The organism is Planococcus wigleyi (genome assembly GCF_014836985.1).
GTDB lineage: Bacteria > Bacillota > Bacilli > Bacillales_A > Planococcaceae > Planococcus > Planococcus notacanthi.
Genome location: NZ_JACSPU010000006.1, coordinates 109368 through 126115, shown reverse-complemented (window position 1 = coordinate 126115; position 16748 = coordinate 109368). Strand labels below are relative to the sequence as shown.

Here is a 16748-nt window from a genome sequence, read left to right as displayed (position 1 = left end):
GTGGCCGAACAAACGCATAAAGTAATCGTCGTGGGCGGGGGCATCACAGGTCTGTCATCGGCATATTACTTACAAAAACTGGCGATAGAACAAGGTTTGGCGATTGATATTACAGTGATTGAAGCAGCCCATCGCCTTGGTGGAAAAATCCAAACCCTTCAAAAAGACGGTTTTGTAATTGAGCGTGGTCCGGATTCGTTTGTCTCACGAAAAAACAGTATCCAGCAATTAGCGAAAGAGTTGGGCATTGAAGACCAATTGATCCAAAGTGCTCCTGGCACCACTAAAGTGGCGGTCGAAAATGAACTTTATTCGATACCGGCAGGGTCTGTTATGGGGGTCCCGACGAATTTTGGGTCATTTCTTGCTTCAGGCATCAGTTCCTGGTCCGGCAAAGCTCGGGCTATGGGAGATTTCTTCCTGCCCACAACAACTTCTGCTGAAGACCAGCCGCTTGGACCTTTCTTGAGACGGAGATTTGGCAATGAGTTGGTCGAAAACTTGATTGAACCGTTGTTTTCAGGTGTATTTGCCGGAGATATCGACCGTTTGAGCATAAAGTCGACTTTTCCTGAATTGCTGGAAGCAGGAGAACAGCAACGAAGCTTGATTCGTGGCTTGAAGAAAAATCAAGTAGCCAATTACCGCGCATTTGATACCGAAAAAACAGGCATCTTTCAAACTTTTTCCAACGGCATTGAAACACTTGTGCAAACCATGGAAAAAGAGCTGCATACATGCACCATTTTAAAAGGTATCAAAGTTGAAAAGCTGGTGCAAAAAGGCAAACAAGTGGAATTGCGTTTGAACAATGAAGCATCGATGATTGCAGATAGTGTCATTTTCGCTTTGCCGCATGCCAAGTTGATGCCGATTTTTGAACCTTTGGGTTTGCTGAAAGGCTTGAAAGACATGCCCTCCACATCCATTGCGACAGTATCGATTGCATTTCCCGAAGGGGCAGTAAAAAACCCTAAGGATTGTACGGGATTTGTGGTTGCACGAAACAGCGATTTCACCATAACAGCCTGTTCGGCTGCACACCTGAAATGGCCGACGTTGATTCCGCCGGGCAAAGCTCTTTACCGGTCATTTATCGGGCGTGTCGGGGACGAGGCGGTCGTTGAGTTGTCTGATGGAGAGATTGTTAAAGCCGTATTGGAAGACCTGCACAAATTGATGGATATACGGGAAGAGCCTGAATTTACCATCGTCTCGCGTTGGAAAGAAGCGATGCCGCAATATCTGGTAGGTCATGGAGAACGGATTGCGGCAGCGAAAAAGGAAGTGCAGGACGCTTTGCCGATGGTGCAGATTGCAGGAGGTTCTTTTGAAGGATTTGGATTGCCTGCTTGTGTTGATCAAGGAAAAGCGGCTGCCGAACTATCGCTTGAACGATTTGTTGCTGAGTCACTCAGCATGGAGGGAACTGCAAAATGAAAAAAATGATGTGGCTTGGATTGCCATTTTTATTGTTGGCTGGCTGCGGATCGGAAGAAGCGGATTCTGCAGGCACTGGTGAGATGATTGAAGAAGTGATGGTGGAGTTCAATACCGAACCGCAAGCCGATCCGGCTGAGGAAGTTCTGCTGTCAGTGGCGTTGAGCCAAGGAGACGAAGCTGTGGAAGATGCAAGTGAAGTTGTCTATGAAGTATGGGAGTCGGGCGACCGCAACAACAGCGAGATGATTACTGCTGAACATACGAAAGATGGCATCTACGAAGCGGAAACCAGCTTTGAAGAGGAAGGTCTGTATTACATGCAGGCCCATACAACAGCAAGAGGTATGCACGTTATGCCGAAACAGGAAATCACGGTCGGCAACCCAGACCCGGATTCCATTGTTCCGGATGACAGTGACGATTCACAAGGCATGGACAAAATGGACGGCCACTCTGGGCATTGATCCATTATTGAAAAAGCACCGCTTAGGCGGTGCCTTTTTTATGTGGAAAAGAGAAAGAGTAATATTGATAGATTTTAGTAAGGTTCTATAAGTCGCTTCGGCCGCTTTGGAGTGGGTTCCCACAATAAGCCAGGAAACCTAGAGAGGTAATAGTTTTAGTGAAGTTCTAAAAGCAGCTTCGACCGCTCTGGAGAGGACTCCCGCCATAAGCCGGGCATCGCTTCTCTTGCCAGTCCTATAGCTCCGTCCCCTCCTGGACGCGGCTCAGCCCGGAGTGTGGGAGATAAATAGTGAGCCATATTTGCATGGAGTAGTTAGGTAATGTGGAGTTTTGGAAACGCTCGGCAGCGGTAATGCACGCGCCTTCGCTTCGACTGGGTGAGGTTACATGTGGTTTTGTGGTTCTACAGGATAATTTGGTGTTTCTACATGAACTATGCAGGTTTCTACCGGGAGATGTGGCGCTTCTACATGAATTAGCTGCTTCTCTACATGAAGTTTCTGCGTTCCTACACGAATTTCGCGAAAAGTCATGCAAACTAGAATGCTCAATGGGTGAATAATCGATCCTGGTATGTGAGCCAAACTGTAACAGGAAGTGTCGCTGCCTATTCAGGCTGTTCGCACGGCGAACAGCTTCCAGTCCGAGCTTGATCTTTTGTGAAACAGATGAAATGCAGGTAAGGATATGGATAGTGCAGGTAAAGGAGCGATTAGTTCAGATAGAAAGATATCATGTTCAGGCAGCTGCCCCAAATATTATGATAGCAAGAAGAGTTACCCAGATAGAAGCAGTTTTTCACCATTTGGATTCAATACAAAAAGAAACAGCGCCAGTAAGCGCTGCTTCGTTTTTTATAAGTATGTTTGCTGAATCTTATAAGTTGTTGCAGGAATCACATTGAGTACCATAACATTCATGCTGCTCTTCCATTTTTTCTCCACAAGATGCGCATTGTTTCGGGGGCAAGTTCTTGAAAAATTCGACTACGTTTTCAATCATAACTTCCATCTCCTTTTTGTTATAGTACTGTTGGTGTTTAGAACAGTGTATTATAACAGTTTGGATTCGTCAACCCTAAACCGTGAATTTATTTGAAAAATCCGTTAAACTAATAAAAGGAACGCAGCCAAAGGAGAGAGATTATGTATTTCGTAGATAATAAAGGCATTACAGACCCACGCATCAACTTGGCAATTGAAGAATACTTATTGAAAACGATGGATGTTGAAAAAGATCCGTTTCTTCTGTTCTATATCAATGAACCTTCTATTATTATCGGCAAAAATCAAAACACAGCTGAAGAAATCAATACTGATTATGTAGATTCAAATGGCATCCACGTCGTACGCCGTTTATCTGGCGGCGGAGCGGTCTATCATGACCTTGGCAATTTGAACTATAGCTTTATTACGGTCGATGACGGAAACAGCTTCCGCAATTTCCGTAAATTCACGGAGCCAGTGGTAAAAGCACTTCAAAGCCTGGGCGTCAATGCTGAGCTTTCAGGACGCAATGACTTAATGGCAGAAGGCCGGAAAGTATCGGGCAATGCCCAGTTTTCTACAAGAGGCCGTATGTTCAGCCATGGCACGTTAATGTTTGATACAGAAGTGGATGCGGTGGTCTCAGCATTGAAAGTCAGCAAAGAAAAAATTGAATCAAAAGGGATCAAGTCGATTCGCAGCCGGGTGGCAAACATTTCCGAGTTTTTGAAAGAGCCGATGACCGTGACCGAATTCCGCAACGCGATTCTGCACTCGATATTTGAAGGGGAAGAAAATGTCCGCTACTACGAATTGACCGACGAAGATTGGAAGAAAATCCATGAATTATCAAAAGAGCGCTACGGCAATTGGGACTGGAACTACGGCAAATCGCCGAAGTTCAATATTAAGCATTCCCATCGCTTCCCGGTCGGCGGCATCGATGTCCGTCTCCAAGTAGAGAATGGCATTGTCCAAGACGCCCATATTTACGGTGACTTCTTCGGGGTCGGCGACGTTTCTGAAATTGAACAAGCCATCACCCGTTCGAAATACGAACGTGCATCTTTAGATAAAGCGATTGCCGGAATTGATATCCCGAAACTTCTCGGAGGCATCACGACGGAGGAATTTTTGAAATTAATTTATTAAGAATTTCCGGGAGCCTGCTTTTATGCAGGCTCTTTTGTTAAAATGGAAAGAAAAAGGAAAGGGGGAATCATTGTGGCTGTTCAACGGATCTTCATTGTAGAAGATGATTTGAAAATAGCGGAGTTGTTGGCAGAAACCTTACGGAAATACCATTACGAAGTGGAGACCGCAAAAGATTTTGATCAAATCATCGAAGAATTCGAAGCTTTTGATCCCCATTTGATTTTACTCGATATTAATTTGCCTTCTTATGATGGTTATTATTGGTGCCGTCAATTAAGGCAGCAGACCACATGTCCGATATTATTCATTTCTGCCCGTTCTGGAGAAATGGACCAAGTCTTCGCTTTGGAAAATGGTGGAGATGATTTTATTACGAAACCTTTCCATTACGAAATCGTCCTTGCAAAAATAAGAAGCCATCTGCGCAGAGCCTATGGTGAATATGCACCAAAGCAGGAAGAACGATCGGTCAAAGCAGGCCGTATCGTGCTGTTCATGGAGCGCATGGAACTGCATGTCAAAACGGAAGCGATTCCGCTGCAGAAAAAGGAATGCACAATAATAGAGCTGTTGCTGTCTCATTACCCGAAAGTGGTATCACGGGAGCAGCTGCTGGAAGAACTATGGGATGATCAGGCATTCGTTGATGAAAATACGCTTAATGTCAATATGACACGCGTCCGGAAAAAGTTGGCTGACTATGGCGTTAAATCGGTCATTGAAACGGTAAGAGGAGCAGGATACCGCCTGTTGTTGCATGAGGAGGAAGCCTGATGCTGCGATTGTTTTTGAAAGAACATGCGGCGTTCATTGTTTTCCAAATTGTGCTTGTGGCGTTTATCATGCTGCTGTATTGGCTGGATGGTTTCCGCAACGTGGATACGGCCATTTATTCCTTTGTGATCAGCAGCGTATTGGTGATTACGTTTCTGACGGCGCGCTTCGTCAAAAGGTATCAATATTATCAGCGGATTTTGGCGAAACCGCAAAGCATGGAGCATGCCTTGCAGCGGGAAGGGAAATCACCTGAACAGGTTCAAACAGAGATCTATCTTCAGGAATTGTATCGCCTGTATCAGCACGAAGTGCAAACATTGTATGCCACTCAAAATCGGCACCTGCAATTCATGAACCAGTGGGTGCATCAAATGAAAACGCCGTTATCCGTCATGCATCTGCTGTTGCAGGAAGAACAGGAACTTGATAAGAGCAGCGTCCGTGAAGAAATGGATCGGTTAAAAGCAGGCTTGGATACAGTGTTGATGAATGCGCGTTTGGATACATTTGAACAGGACATGCAGATTGAACAAGTATCGCTGCGGTCGTTGGTCAGCGAAGTCACCAATGAAAACAAACGGTTGTTCATATCAAAGCGCGTCTATCCGGAGATTTCAATTGGAGAAGAGCATATCGTTGCGACCGACCAGAAATGGATGAAATTTATCATCGGCCAATTTTTGACGAATGCAGTCAAATACACCTTTGAAGCCAATAAAAAAGTGTTTATTGCTGCAGAATGTACAAATGGCAATACTTTGCTGACCATACGGGATGAAGGGATTGGAATTCCTTCATCTGATCTGCCGCGCATCACTAAGGCATTTTTCACCGGAGAAAACGGACGGAAGACTGGAGAATCCACCGGCATGGGCCTGTATCTGGCAAAAGAAGTTTGCCGCAAGCTGGGCCATGAATTGGAGATTTCTTCGGTTCAAGGAGAAGGGACGACCATCTCTGTTCTGTTCTTCAACCAAGATCTTGCAACACAGGAGGAAAACGATGACAGTAGTAAAAATCGACGAAGTGACAAAAGTATACGAGGGGAAAGTGGCACACCGGGCAGTCAACCAGCTGAGCTTCACAGTGGAAAAAGGTGAATTCCTGGCAGTGATGGGACCCTCAGGCAGCGGCAAAACGACGTTGTTGAACTTGATTTCAACCATTGACTCGTTGACTTCGGGAGAGATTTTGATTGATGGCATCAACCCGCATTTATTGGGTAAAAATGAGTTGGCCCTGTTCCGCAGAAGGGAATTGGGTTTTGTATTTCAGGACTTCAATTTGCTGCAGATGCTGACCGTTGAGGAAAATCTTGTGTTGCCGTTAACGCTCGATTATGTACCAATCGATGAAATGGCGCGCCGTGTACTGGTCATTGCCAAACGGCTGGGACTGACATCCATCCTTCATAAACGGCCAAACGAAATTTCTGGAGGAGAAGCACAGCGTACTGCAATCGGACGGGCGCTTATTCATCAGCCGGCATTGATACTGGCTGATGAGCCAACAGGAAACTTGGACTCAAAGTCTTCACGTGACGTGCTGGAGATCTTATCCAATGTGGCCAATGACAGTGAAACAACCATCATCATGGTGACGCACGATCCGATTGCTGCAAGTTACTGTGACCGTGTGCTGTTCATCAAAGACGGTGAATATTTCAATGAAATCTATGGAGATGACCGGCGCCAGACATTTTATCAGCGAATTTTGAATGTCTTGTCTTTGCTAGGAGGATCCGTGAATGACCTTTCGGCAACTCGCTTACCATAACGTTGTCCGCAATCGCAGAAATTATGCGGCTTTCTTTTTAGCCAGTGTTTTTTCAGTCATGGTATTCTTCGTCTACTCGATGTTCATTTTTCATCCGGCATTTGAAGAAGAAGGTCTGCGGCTATTGGCAATCCGCGGAATGCTGATTGCTGAAGTCGTTCTGTACATTTTCACTTTGTTTTTCCTGTTCTATTCCATGAGCGCCTTTTTACAGGCAAGGTCAAAGGAATTCGGGGTCTTGATGCATCTAGGAATGACGAAAAAGCAATTGAATAAATTGATTTTCTTTGAAATGCTGATCCTTGGGACGGTATCAACCGTAACGGGCATCGCTTTCGGCTTTGCTTTTTCGAAATTCTTTTTCATGGTCGGCCGTGAAATCATGGATCTTGATAGCTTGCCGCTGTATGTCTCCTGGGAACCTTTCCTGTTGACGATTGCAGCGTTTGCCAGTTTGTTCGTTATCATCTCTTTCATCAGCGTAGGCTTTATCCGTACGAAGCAAGTTGTCGATTTGCTGCAGGGATTTTGGAAAGTGGAAGAAGAGTCGAAATCGTCAACCGTGCTTTCTGTTATGGGCATTGTCTTTTTGGCTATAGCCTATACATTTGCTGCGAATGTTTCAGACCGTACTGTATACCAGATGATTTTCATTGTTCCGCCACTTGCCACATTCGGCACGTATTTGTTTTTCACCCATACGCTGCATTCATTATTGCGTTTATACAAGCGCAAAAAAAATGTCTATTGGGAAAAGACGAGGCTGGTGTCTTTAGCGGAAGCTTCAGTCAAACTGAAAGACAGTGCCCAGATGTTCTTTATCGTCACAATCGTGTCGACTGTTGCATTTTTGACAGTGGGTACACTGGCGTCTTTCATGTCGTATACAGGAGATTTCCGCGAATCAAATCCATTGGGGCTCGTTTATATTTCATTTAATGGCAACGAGCAGGAAACAGAGCATATCGAACGCCTTACCCGCCAATTGGAAAATGAACAATTGGCTTACGATATGGTGGAATTGACGGTCAAACGGCAAACTTCCGGTGCCACTGGAAACGATGTCGATATCTTAGCACTGTCTGAGTTTAATCGCTTGGCAGCCAGCCTCGGCTTTCAAGCGGCAGAATTGCAGCAGGGAGAAGGCATGTTTGTTCCATTTTCGTTGGATGCCTTAAAAGAGCTGGAGGAAACCAGTGTTGAAACGGTGCTGTTTGAAAGTGATGTTGGCTTATCGATTGAGTCGACGTATCCACATGTCGTCTTCCCGATCCATACTTTGAACATCAATACGATTGTTGTGAGCGACGCTGATTATGAAGCAATTGATGAACCCTTATTGGGATATGAACCCGGTGCGTCTGATTTCTCCTACTATGCTTTTGATGTATTGAATTGGACGGAAACAGTGAATGTTGGGAATCGATTAACGGAAACCGTCAACAACGCAGTGGAAAACGCTGATTTTAATGGAGTCAATTTCTTTTTTGAAAATCCAGGCGATGATTACCGTTGGTTTAAATCTTCATTCGCTTTGCTGTTGTTTATCGGGGTCATGGTAGCGGCCGTGTTCTTGCTGGCAGCAGGCAGCTTTATTTACTTTAAATTGTATACAGGACTTGAACGGGACCGGAAGCAATACAAGCTGCTGATCCGCATGGGCATGACCGACAAAGAACTGGGCAAAATCGTGAATCGCCAATTGATACCTCAATTCTTTTTGCCATGGGGCCTTGCTCTGCTGCACAGTGCATTTGCTTTTATCTCGCTGCAAGTCGTCTGGGAAGAATTTGCCGAGCTGTCAATCCTCATCGAGATGGCCATTGTACTTGGCGGCTTTACCGTTGCCCAAATCTTATATTTCTTTTTGATCAGATGGCGTTATATAGCTCATCTTCAGGCACCGTAATTTTACGGTGCCTGTTGTATTGTCTGAAGATTTATTTTATAATGAAAACAGGGTAAAATATGAATGAGTATTCATTCAACACGAAAGAGGGATGGAAATGGATTTAATGTCACGTGTTCATGAAATTGCTGAACAGGATTCTTCCAGAATTGCGTACAGCTTTATGGGGAAAGATACGAGTTACGGCGAATTCGATCAGTCGATTGCAGTTTTTGCTGGAGCTTTAAAAGGTTTAGGCGTGGAAAAAGGGGACCACGTCGCATTTCTTTTGGGCAACACACCACATTTTCTGATTTCGTTGTATGCGACGATGCGTTTAGGCGCAACAGCAGTTCCGATCAATCCAATCTACAGCCCGGATGAAATCGCTTACATATTGAATAATAGCGATGCCAAAGTGGTTGTGGCACTTGATTTGCTTCTACCGCTGGTTGAAAAAGCACATAAAGCGCTGCCAGCTGTTGAATCCTATATTATTTGTGAAACAGATCCGTCTACGCCGGAAAAAATGGCACAACTGCCTGAAGAAGTAGAAGGGAAAGTCCATTCATTCACTGGCCTGCTGGGCAAGTCAGCGCCTCATGCCGAATTTGCGCAAGTAGAAGCCACCGACAACGCCGTCATTTTGTATACGTCCGGAACAACCGGTAAACCAAAAGGCGCCATGCTGACACACGAAAATCTATACTCGAACGCACGGGATGTTGGGGAATACCTGCAGATTGGCGCAAACGACCGCGTAGTTGCAACGTTGCCGGTATTTCACGTGTTTGCTTTGACAGTTGTAGTGAATGCACCTCTATTGCAGGGGGCGACGATTATTTTGGTACCGCGTTTCAATCCGAAAGAGGTATTCGATGCTATTAAACATTACAAAGCAAGCGTTTTTGCCGGCGTACCAACGATGTTCAATTTCATGAATCAATTACCGGATGTCGATCCGGCGGATTTCGCATCTGTCCGATTGGCTGTTTCCGGTGGTTCGGCCATGCCGGTAGCTTTGTTGCACAGTTTTGAAGAAAAATTCAATGTCCGCATTTCAGAAGGATATGGCCTGTCGGAAGCTTCACCGGTTACTTGCTTTAATCCAATTGATCGGGAGCGAAAAGCCGGTTCGATCGGCACGTCCATTATCAATGTGGAAAACAAGGTCGTCAACGAATTGGGCGAAGAAGTGGCAGCCAATGAAGTCGGCGAACTGATCGTTCGTGGACCGAACGTTATGAAGGGGTATTACAAAATGCCGGAAGAAACAGCTTCGGCAATTCGTGAAGGCTGGTTGTACACAGGCGATTTGGCCCGTGTCGATGAAGAAGGCTACTTCTATATTGTTGACCGCAAGAAAGACATGATCATCGTAGGTGGCTATAACGTTTACCCACGTGAAGTCGAAGAAGTGCTGTTTGCGCATCCAGCGGTTTTAGAAGCTGCTGTAGTCGGCTTGCCGGACCCGGATTTCGGTGAAGAGGTCAATGCATATGTGGTACTGACCGATTATTCAGTTACAGTAGAAGAATTAAAAGCTTACTGTGCAGAACATTTAGCGAAATACAAGGTGCCAAGACAGTTTGAAATTCTGCAAGAATTGCCGAAGAACACTACAGGGAAAATCCTGCGGCGGTCGTTGAAAGACCAGGCGATGCAGAAATAACCTGTTACATGTTTAGATCTTATGAATGATTGGAGAACTCTGGATGATTATTCCAGAGTTTTCTTTTGATTTGATTGAAAAAACTGACATTTTTTATTATAGTTAAGGAGCAGTATTACGATTTACGAAATAGTTGAATCCGAGGAGGAAGTAGTATGGTGAAAAAAGCAATGGAAATTAAGGATTTAACGAAGTTGGTATCAGTGACGGATCCCCGGATTTCACCGGATGGAACAAGAGCGGTGTTTATCCATACACAAATCGATGAAGAAGAAAATACATACAGAGCCCATCTTTACCACATCAACCTGGAAACGGGAGAACAAACCCAATGGACGTATGGCAAAGAACGCGTAAGTTCACCACGGTGGTCGGCTGATGGAACGGCAGTGGCTTTCTTATCGGATCGCAACGAGAAGAACCAATTGTTCGTTATGCCAGCCTTTGGAGGAGAAGCACGCTCATTGACTGATTTTGAAAAAGGAGTCAATGGGTTTGAATGGGCGCCTTGCGGAACAAAGATCTGGTTTAATGCCTTGGCCAAAGAAGGAAAAACCTTCACCGACAAGGAAGAAAAAGAAGAAAAGAAACAGCCTGAGCCCTACCATGTCGACAAAATGAAATACAAGATGGATGGAATGGGCCTGTTGCCGAAAGAGTTCCATCGCCACATTGGATCAGTGGATCTCAATACGAAAAAAGTAGAACAGCTGACAGAAGGAAATTATCATTACAGCCTGGAAACCGTCTCACATGACGGAACAAAATTGATCTATGGCGTGACGCGAGAAGAAAACTTGGATTTTGTATTCCGCCAGCCTCTTTATCTAATGGATCTCGAGACGAAAGAAGAATCCGTATTAATTGAAGAAGAAGGATACTTTGGCGGCGCTGCTTTCTCTCATGACGATACAAAAGTGGCTTTTGTCGGCAGCATGCGGCAATTTGAAAATGCCACACACACAGAAGTGTATGTGGCGGATTTAAAGGCGCATACTCGGATTTCCCTGACAGAAGGCTTGGACGTACCGGTGGGTGATTATGTCGTAGCTGATCATCAACAAGGAGCAGTTGCACCGGATGTGGTATGGACAAAAGATGATCATTTGTATTTTCAAGTTTCGACCATGGGTGATGTACGCCTGTACTTTGCTTCTCTTGATGGCATGATTTTCCCGGCGTCTCCAGACTTGGAGCATGTTTATGGATACGATGTTTCACGGAGCGGCGAATTCGCAGTGGCAGTCATCAGCAACCCAGTGAGCCCAGGCGAGTTGTATTTGCTGACGATTTCGACTGGCGAACGCCAGGCATTAACTTCATTTAATGAAGAATTCCTCAAACAGACGGAATTGGTTGAAGCACAGCCGATCATCACAAAAGGATCGAAAGACTGGGCTGTCCATGGTTGGCTGATGAAGCCTTATGGTTATCAGGAAGGCCAGAAGTATCCTTTGGTCGTCAATATTCACGGCGGTCCCCATGCGATGTATGCCAATACGTTTGTCCACGAAATGCAATTGCTGGCAGCCTGCGGTTTCGGCGTATTATACGTCAATCCGCGCGGCAGCCATGGCTACAGCCAGGAGTTTGTAGACGCGGTACGCGGTGATTACGGTGGGGGTGATTACGAGGACATCATGAATTCGGTCGAACAGATTGTGGAATCCAACGCCTGGATCGATACAGATCGTTTGGGCGTCACCGGAGGCAGTTACGGCGGATTCATGACGAATTGGATCGTCGGCCATTCAGATCGCTTTAAAGCAGCAGTGACGCAGCGCTCCATTTCCAACTGGATCTCATTCTTCGGTGTCTCGGATATCGGCTATTATTTCAGTGACTGGCAAATTGGCGCGGATATGACAGATGTTGACAAGCTATGGAAGCATTCGCCATTGAAGTACGCAAAAAATGTTGAGACCCCATTGCTGATTCTTCATTCTGAAAATGATTACCGCTGCCCGATCGAGCAGTCGGAACAATTGTATGTCACATTAAAAAGTATGGGCAAAACAACAGAGTTTGTCCGTTTCCCAGAAGCCGACCACAACCTGTCGCGAACAGGCAAACCGAATCTTCGCTTTGCACGTCTGGAACAGATTACAGGCTGGATGGAAAAATACCTGTAAACAGGAAAAACGGAGCAGCTATATCAGCTGCTCCGTTTCAGCCTGTAGACAAAAGAATATTTATGTCGTTCAAAGGGTGAATATGCAATTTATTGTCTTTCTATTGGATCCTGCACTCCAGGCGGACGCTTTCCTACGGGCTTGCGCCGAACTAACTCGGACTGGCGCCCGAGTGGATTTCGGCACTTCGCTATCCCGCAGGAAGCGAGTCGGGCTGTGCCTGACTCGTTTGCGACGAAGCTAGCGAAGCGATGCAGGAGCATATCTTTGCCCTTCGCCGCCTTGCGCTACGGATCTTTGTATGAAGGAGTTACCAAGTTTATTGGGACGATGGTTTCGGGATCCTGACTAGCAGGTTATTTCCTTTGGTTGAAGCTACACGCCCCCGATCGGGCCGGCCACGGAGACTCCTGTGGGACAGCGAAAGCTGAAGACCCCGCAGGAACGCAGTGACGAGGAGACTGAAGCTGAGCCCACGGAACGCGAAGTGACCGGACCGGTTGGGGTATGCACTGCTATTCATTTTGGAAAGACTTTGTCTATAGTCTGAACCGGAGCAGCTATATCAGCTGCTCCGTTTTTTTACTTCCCTTTAAATACAGGTTTCCGTTTTTCGCCGAAAGCAGCCAGGGCTTCGACTCGGTCTTCTGTTGGAATCGTGATTTCATAGGCTTTGCGCTCAATCTGCAAACCTGTCTGCAAATCGGTATTCATGCCATTCTTGATGGCGAATTTTGCTTGTTGGAGAGCGATTGGGCCGTTGGCGAGAATTGAATCGGCAAAAGCACCGGCCACATCAGCCAATTGCTCACGCGTTGCAAGGCGTGTCACCAAACCATATTCGAGTGCTTCGGCTGATGTCAGGCGGCGGGCAGTCAAAATCAGTTCCATGGCTTTGGCTTCACCGATCAGGCGCGGCAGCCGTTGCGTGCCGCCTGCTCCAGGGATGATTCCCAGGCTGGTTTCCGTCAATCCGAGCAAGGTGTCGTCTGCAGCAATCCGGAAATCACAAGCAAGCGCCAGTTCCATTCCGCCCCCAAAAGCAAAACCGTTCATCATGGCGATGGTGGGCTGGGGCAGATTTTCGATGGTCGAAAACACTTCACCGATTTTAAAAATATTGCGTTTGACGAGGTCATCGGTCATGGTTTTGCGTTCTTTTAAATCCGCTCCCACACTAAATGCCTTTTCGCCAGCGCCAGTAAAGACCACAACGCGGATATCCGGGTTAATGCGGATTGCTTCGGCCACCTGTCCAAGCTCAAGAAGCATATCATAATTGAAGGCATTCATTGCTTCTGGCCGGTTTAACGTAATAAAGGCTAAATTGTTTCGTTGTTCATAATGAATTGTGTCCATTTTCATCCCCCTTGTGTCATTCCATCCGTAAAAAACATACCACTTTTTGGACTATTTCGCCATCTGTCTCTATAATGAATTCCATGGGAGGGACCGCACTTATGAATCAAATTACATTTATCCGCATCTTCCGGATTGTCTGGCTGGCAGTCAAAATCTTTTTGCAGGTGACGTTCTTCCAAAGAAGAAATCGTGGAAATTGGAGCCCGCTGGTTGAAAAAAGATGGAATGACATGATAACCAAGCAAGCGAAAGAGTATAAGAACCTGGCATTAAAACTGGGTGGCTTGATGATCAAACTTGGCCAATTCTTGTCGACGCGCGCTGACATCATGCCGCCGACATTTCTTGCCGAACTGGAAGGGTTGACTGACCGTGTCCCTTCGGTACCACGGAAAAGCATCGTTTCGGTATTGGAGCAGGAGTGGAATACGCCTCATACAAATTACCTGGATCAATTATCTGATTCAGCAGTAGCATCCGCTTCTATTGGGGAAGTGTATAAAGCGGTGTTGAAAAACGGCATGGAAGTAGCCGTTAAAGTCCAACGGCCGGGTACAGACCGCATTTTGCGTGCGGACTTCAAAGCCATCCGCATCGTTATCTGGATGGCCGAAAAATTTACACCATTCGCGAAGCAAATCGACTTTAAATTACTGTATGTGGAAATGACAGAAACCATCGGCGCTGAATTGAATTTCCTCAAAGAACTTCAAAATGGCCGCGCCTTTGCTGATCGTTTCGATTCGATGGAAGGTGTGCGCATCCCGCTATATTTCGATGAATTCACGACGCGCCGTGTACTGGTCATGGAATGGATCGAAGGCGCACGCATCACAGATTTAGCCTTTATTGAAAAGAATGAACTGGATCGCCATGAAATTTCCGAGCGGCTGTTTATTTTATTCCTGGAGCAGGTATTGTACGGCGGCCAGTTCCATGCGGATCCGCACGGCGGGAATATCCTATTGGAACCGGATGGCGGAATCGTCCTGATCGATTTCGGGATGATCGGCACCATCACACAAAAAGACTCCCAGGCGGTGTTAAGAGCGGCGGAAGGCGTCATTTTTAAGAATTACGATCAAGTGTTGGATTCGCTTGAAGAGCTGCGGTTTCTTTTGCCGCAGGCGGACCGTAAAATTCTAGGAGATGCTATTTCACGGCTCGTCACAGCCTATGAATCCAATGAGCTGTCACAGATGGACAGTTTTGTTGTGGAACGCCTGCTCAACGACATGCAGGAAATCGTTCGGACCCAACCGGTTCAATTGCCCGCGGAATTCGCCTTTTTTGGCAGAGCGGCCTCGATATTCGTCGGCGTTCTTCATGTTTTGGATCCCAATGTGGATCTGTTGGCGCTTGCCCGTCCACGAATCCTGGAATGGGCTTCATCACAAAAAGAAGGCAAAGGCCTCTTTGGCAAAGAAGATGTCCTTCGTTGGGTGTTGAATGCCACTGGTCCGTTGCGGGTATTGCCGCAGAAAGTCATCAACTATTTGGAAGAACCTGAACGGATGCGCCATTACCTTGAAAATCGGGACGGCCGGGAACGGGAGCACCGCAGAAATCTGCAATCCCGGATGTTTGCTGGAATATTCACCATTCTATCGTTTTCCGGGATGTCCATTTCAATCTGGTTCTGGAACGAACCTTACCTCTGGGTTTCGTCGGTATTTTTCGTCGGCTCCTTATGGGTGTACCGCTCGATCAAATAAGGTCAACATAATAGTTAAATTTTTTCTAGAGATGCATGAAACAATAAAGAGTTGCCGCCTGCCTTCACATTTAGTGACTGCAGGCGGCAACTCTTTTCAGTTAATTCGCTGATGATCTGGAGCTAGTGGATGGAGCGGAAATACGTCTTGTGAAAAAGCTGGAGAAAGCGAAGGTCCATATGCATAAGGTGGGATATGGAGGCGTTGCGCAGCAAGGGAGTTTTGTATTTACTGAAAGAGAGTGCAATCTTGGAAAGGTAGTCAATCCCGCGGCTGTTCTTTACGTGGAGCAAACGTCCGTTTTGTCACATAAGCCATCGGATGGTTATGGACTCGTTGAGCTTTTTTGAAATACCGGCGGAGGGATCCGGCAAATGAATGCTGATTTCGCAAAGCGATAGGCGAGACATCCAAATATACGGTTTCACCATTGCTTAAGTAGATAATGCTGCCTTTGCCGCTGCTGTCACTTTCAATGAGGTCAATGGCGTCATAATTGAACCAGACGCATTCCTTATTCTTTGGAGAGTGTGTCGGGAAGAAAATAAGCGGATTGCCATAATACTCACCAATGATGATGGGTGGCTTATGTTTTACGCCGACCGCTTTTTGGGCATAAAGAGTGGCGCTTTCAAGAGAGGCACGGTAGAACCGGCAGGAAGTGGTCACTGTTTTATAAACCGTTTCTTCAACCACAAATTCATTACGGTCTTCGATTACGCGCAGACAGGTGCGATGTCCATCCGTATAGGGTAAAAGGGCATACGTATTTGCGCAGATTGTATAAGAAAGCGGCCTGTGATTCTTTTTGCTCATGAAGAATAACCCCCTAAATTTACTTTACATACCTTATTATAATGAAAAATGGAAATTGCACAATGCACATTAGATTGAAAATAAAATATTTTCTATTTGGTTGGAATTTTCAAATAAATCTTGATTTTTTCTATTTGCTTCATGTATACTAATGAAAAGCATTCGGGGTGAAGAAGAATGGAAAACTATTATTCTTATGCTGATTTCATGAAAGCGATGGCTCAAACAAAAAAAATCACGGAAGCGGAAAAACTGCTGAACGACATCTATTTGGATCTGTTCTTGAAACATGTGCACCGCTCCCAACAAGAAGCACAGCTTATGGCCCTAATCGACGAAGCCCTGGATAACAAAGATCAAAAAGCATTTACTATATATACTGCTCAATTACAGACATTGCAGCATGAAGAAACAGAATAAATGGCTGTAAAAAAGCCATAAAAAAGGAAGCGGGAATCCAACCGGCTTCCTTTTTTGTTTTCAAAAATAGAAAGTGGCGAGAGAAGAGGTTGTTTATGCTTTATGTCTGTGGACTGTCTTTTTTTTGCGGATTTCCTTATA

The 16748-nt window shown here is 45.7% G+C and carries 14 protein-coding genes; 11 read left to right on the top strand and 3 right to left on the bottom strand.

Going from position 1 to position 16748, the window contains the following annotated elements:
• A complete protein-coding gene (hemY, locus tag H9630_RS16420) occupies positions 1–1440 on the top strand; it encodes a protoporphyrinogen oxidase (RefSeq protein WP_191716592.1) in 1440 nt (479 codons plus the stop codon).
• A complete protein-coding gene (locus H9630_RS16415; RefSeq protein WP_191716591.1) occupies positions 1437–1907 on the top strand; it encodes a FixH family protein in 471 nt (156 codons plus the stop codon). The genes hemY and H9630_RS16415 overlap by 4 nt, the downstream gene beginning before the upstream one ends.
• An 877-nt stretch (positions 1908–2784) precedes the next feature.
• On the opposite strand, the gene yhfH is transcribed toward H9630_RS16415, so the two are convergent.
• Positions 2785–2910, bottom strand: coding sequence for a protein YhfH (yhfH, locus tag H9630_RS16410; protein ID WP_008430608.1), 126 nt, complete (start codon positions 2908–2910; stop codon positions 2785–2787).
• Positions 2911–3053: 143 nt separating this feature from the next.
• On the opposite strand from yhfH, the gene H9630_RS16405 reads away from it, so the two are divergent.
• The 7 genes from H9630_RS16405 to H9630_RS16375 all read left to right on the top strand — a co-directional run bounded on the left by H9630_RS16405 (position 3054) and on the right by H9630_RS16375 (position 12294).
• A complete protein-coding gene (locus H9630_RS16405) occupies positions 3054–4046 on the top strand; it encodes a lipoate--protein ligase (protein ID WP_191716590.1) in 993 nt (330 codons plus the stop codon).
• Positions 4047–4118: 72 nt separating this feature from the next.
• Positions 4119–4823 (top strand): response regulator transcription factor, encoded by a 705-nt coding sequence (locus tag H9630_RS16400; protein WP_191716589.1) that lies wholly within the window; start codon positions 4119–4121, stop codon positions 4821–4823.
• On the top strand, positions 4823–5926 hold the full coding sequence (locus H9630_RS16395) for a sensor histidine kinase (protein WP_191716588.1): 1104 nt from the start codon (positions 4823–4825) through the stop codon (positions 5924–5926). The genes H9630_RS16400 and H9630_RS16395 overlap by 1 nt, the downstream gene beginning before the upstream one ends.
• Positions 5829–6602, top strand: coding sequence for an ABC transporter ATP-binding protein (locus H9630_RS16390; protein WP_191716587.1), 774 nt, complete (start codon positions 5829–5831; stop codon positions 6600–6602). The genes H9630_RS16395 and H9630_RS16390 overlap by 98 nt, the downstream gene beginning before the upstream one ends.
• Positions 6574–8511, top strand: a complete 1938-nt coding sequence (locus H9630_RS16385) for an ABC transporter permease (protein WP_191716586.1) — start codon at positions 6574–6576, stop codon at positions 8509–8511. Before H9630_RS16390 ends, H9630_RS16385 begins: the two co-directional genes overlap by 29 nt.
• 97 nt (positions 8512–8608) lie before the next feature.
• The gene (locus H9630_RS16380; RefSeq protein WP_191716585.1) at positions 8609–10162 is read left to right on the top strand and encodes a fatty acid--CoA ligase family protein; all 1554 of its coding nucleotides are present in this window, start codon (positions 8609–8611) and stop codon (positions 10160–10162) included.
• Positions 10163–10317: 155 nt separating this feature from the next.
• Complete coding sequence (locus H9630_RS16375) at positions 10318–12294, top strand: S9 family peptidase (RefSeq protein ID WP_191716584.1); 1977 nt, start codon at positions 10318–10320, stop codon at positions 12292–12294.
• A gap of 582 nt (positions 12295–12876) precedes the next feature.
• Here H9630_RS16375 and H9630_RS16370 read toward each other — a convergent pair.
• Complete coding sequence (locus H9630_RS16370) at positions 12877–13653, bottom strand: enoyl-CoA hydratase-related protein (RefSeq protein WP_191716583.1); 777 nt, start codon at positions 13651–13653, stop codon at positions 12877–12879.
• A 101-nt stretch (positions 13654–13754) separates the two neighbouring features.
• Here H9630_RS16370 and H9630_RS16365 point away from each other — a divergent pair, with 101 nt between their 5' ends.
• Positions 13755–15371: an ABC1 kinase family protein gene (locus tag H9630_RS16365; protein WP_191716582.1), complete on the top strand. Its 1617-nt coding sequence runs from the start codon at positions 13755–13757 to the stop codon at positions 15369–15371.
• A gap of 261 nt (positions 15372–15632) precedes the next feature.
• Here the strand turns inward: H9630_RS16365 and H9630_RS16360 are convergent, their stop codons facing one another.
• Positions 15633–16187: a competence protein ComK gene (locus tag H9630_RS16360; protein ID WP_191716581.1), complete on the bottom strand. Its 555-nt coding sequence runs from the start codon at positions 16185–16187 to the stop codon at positions 15633–15635.
• Positions 16188–16364: 177 nt separating this feature from the next.
• Between H9630_RS16360 and H9630_RS16355 the strand changes: the two genes are divergently transcribed.
• Positions 16365–16607, top strand: coding sequence for an IDEAL domain-containing protein (locus H9630_RS16355; RefSeq protein ID WP_191716580.1), 243 nt, complete (start codon positions 16365–16367; stop codon positions 16605–16607).
• Positions 16608–16748 lie beyond the last annotated feature (141 nt).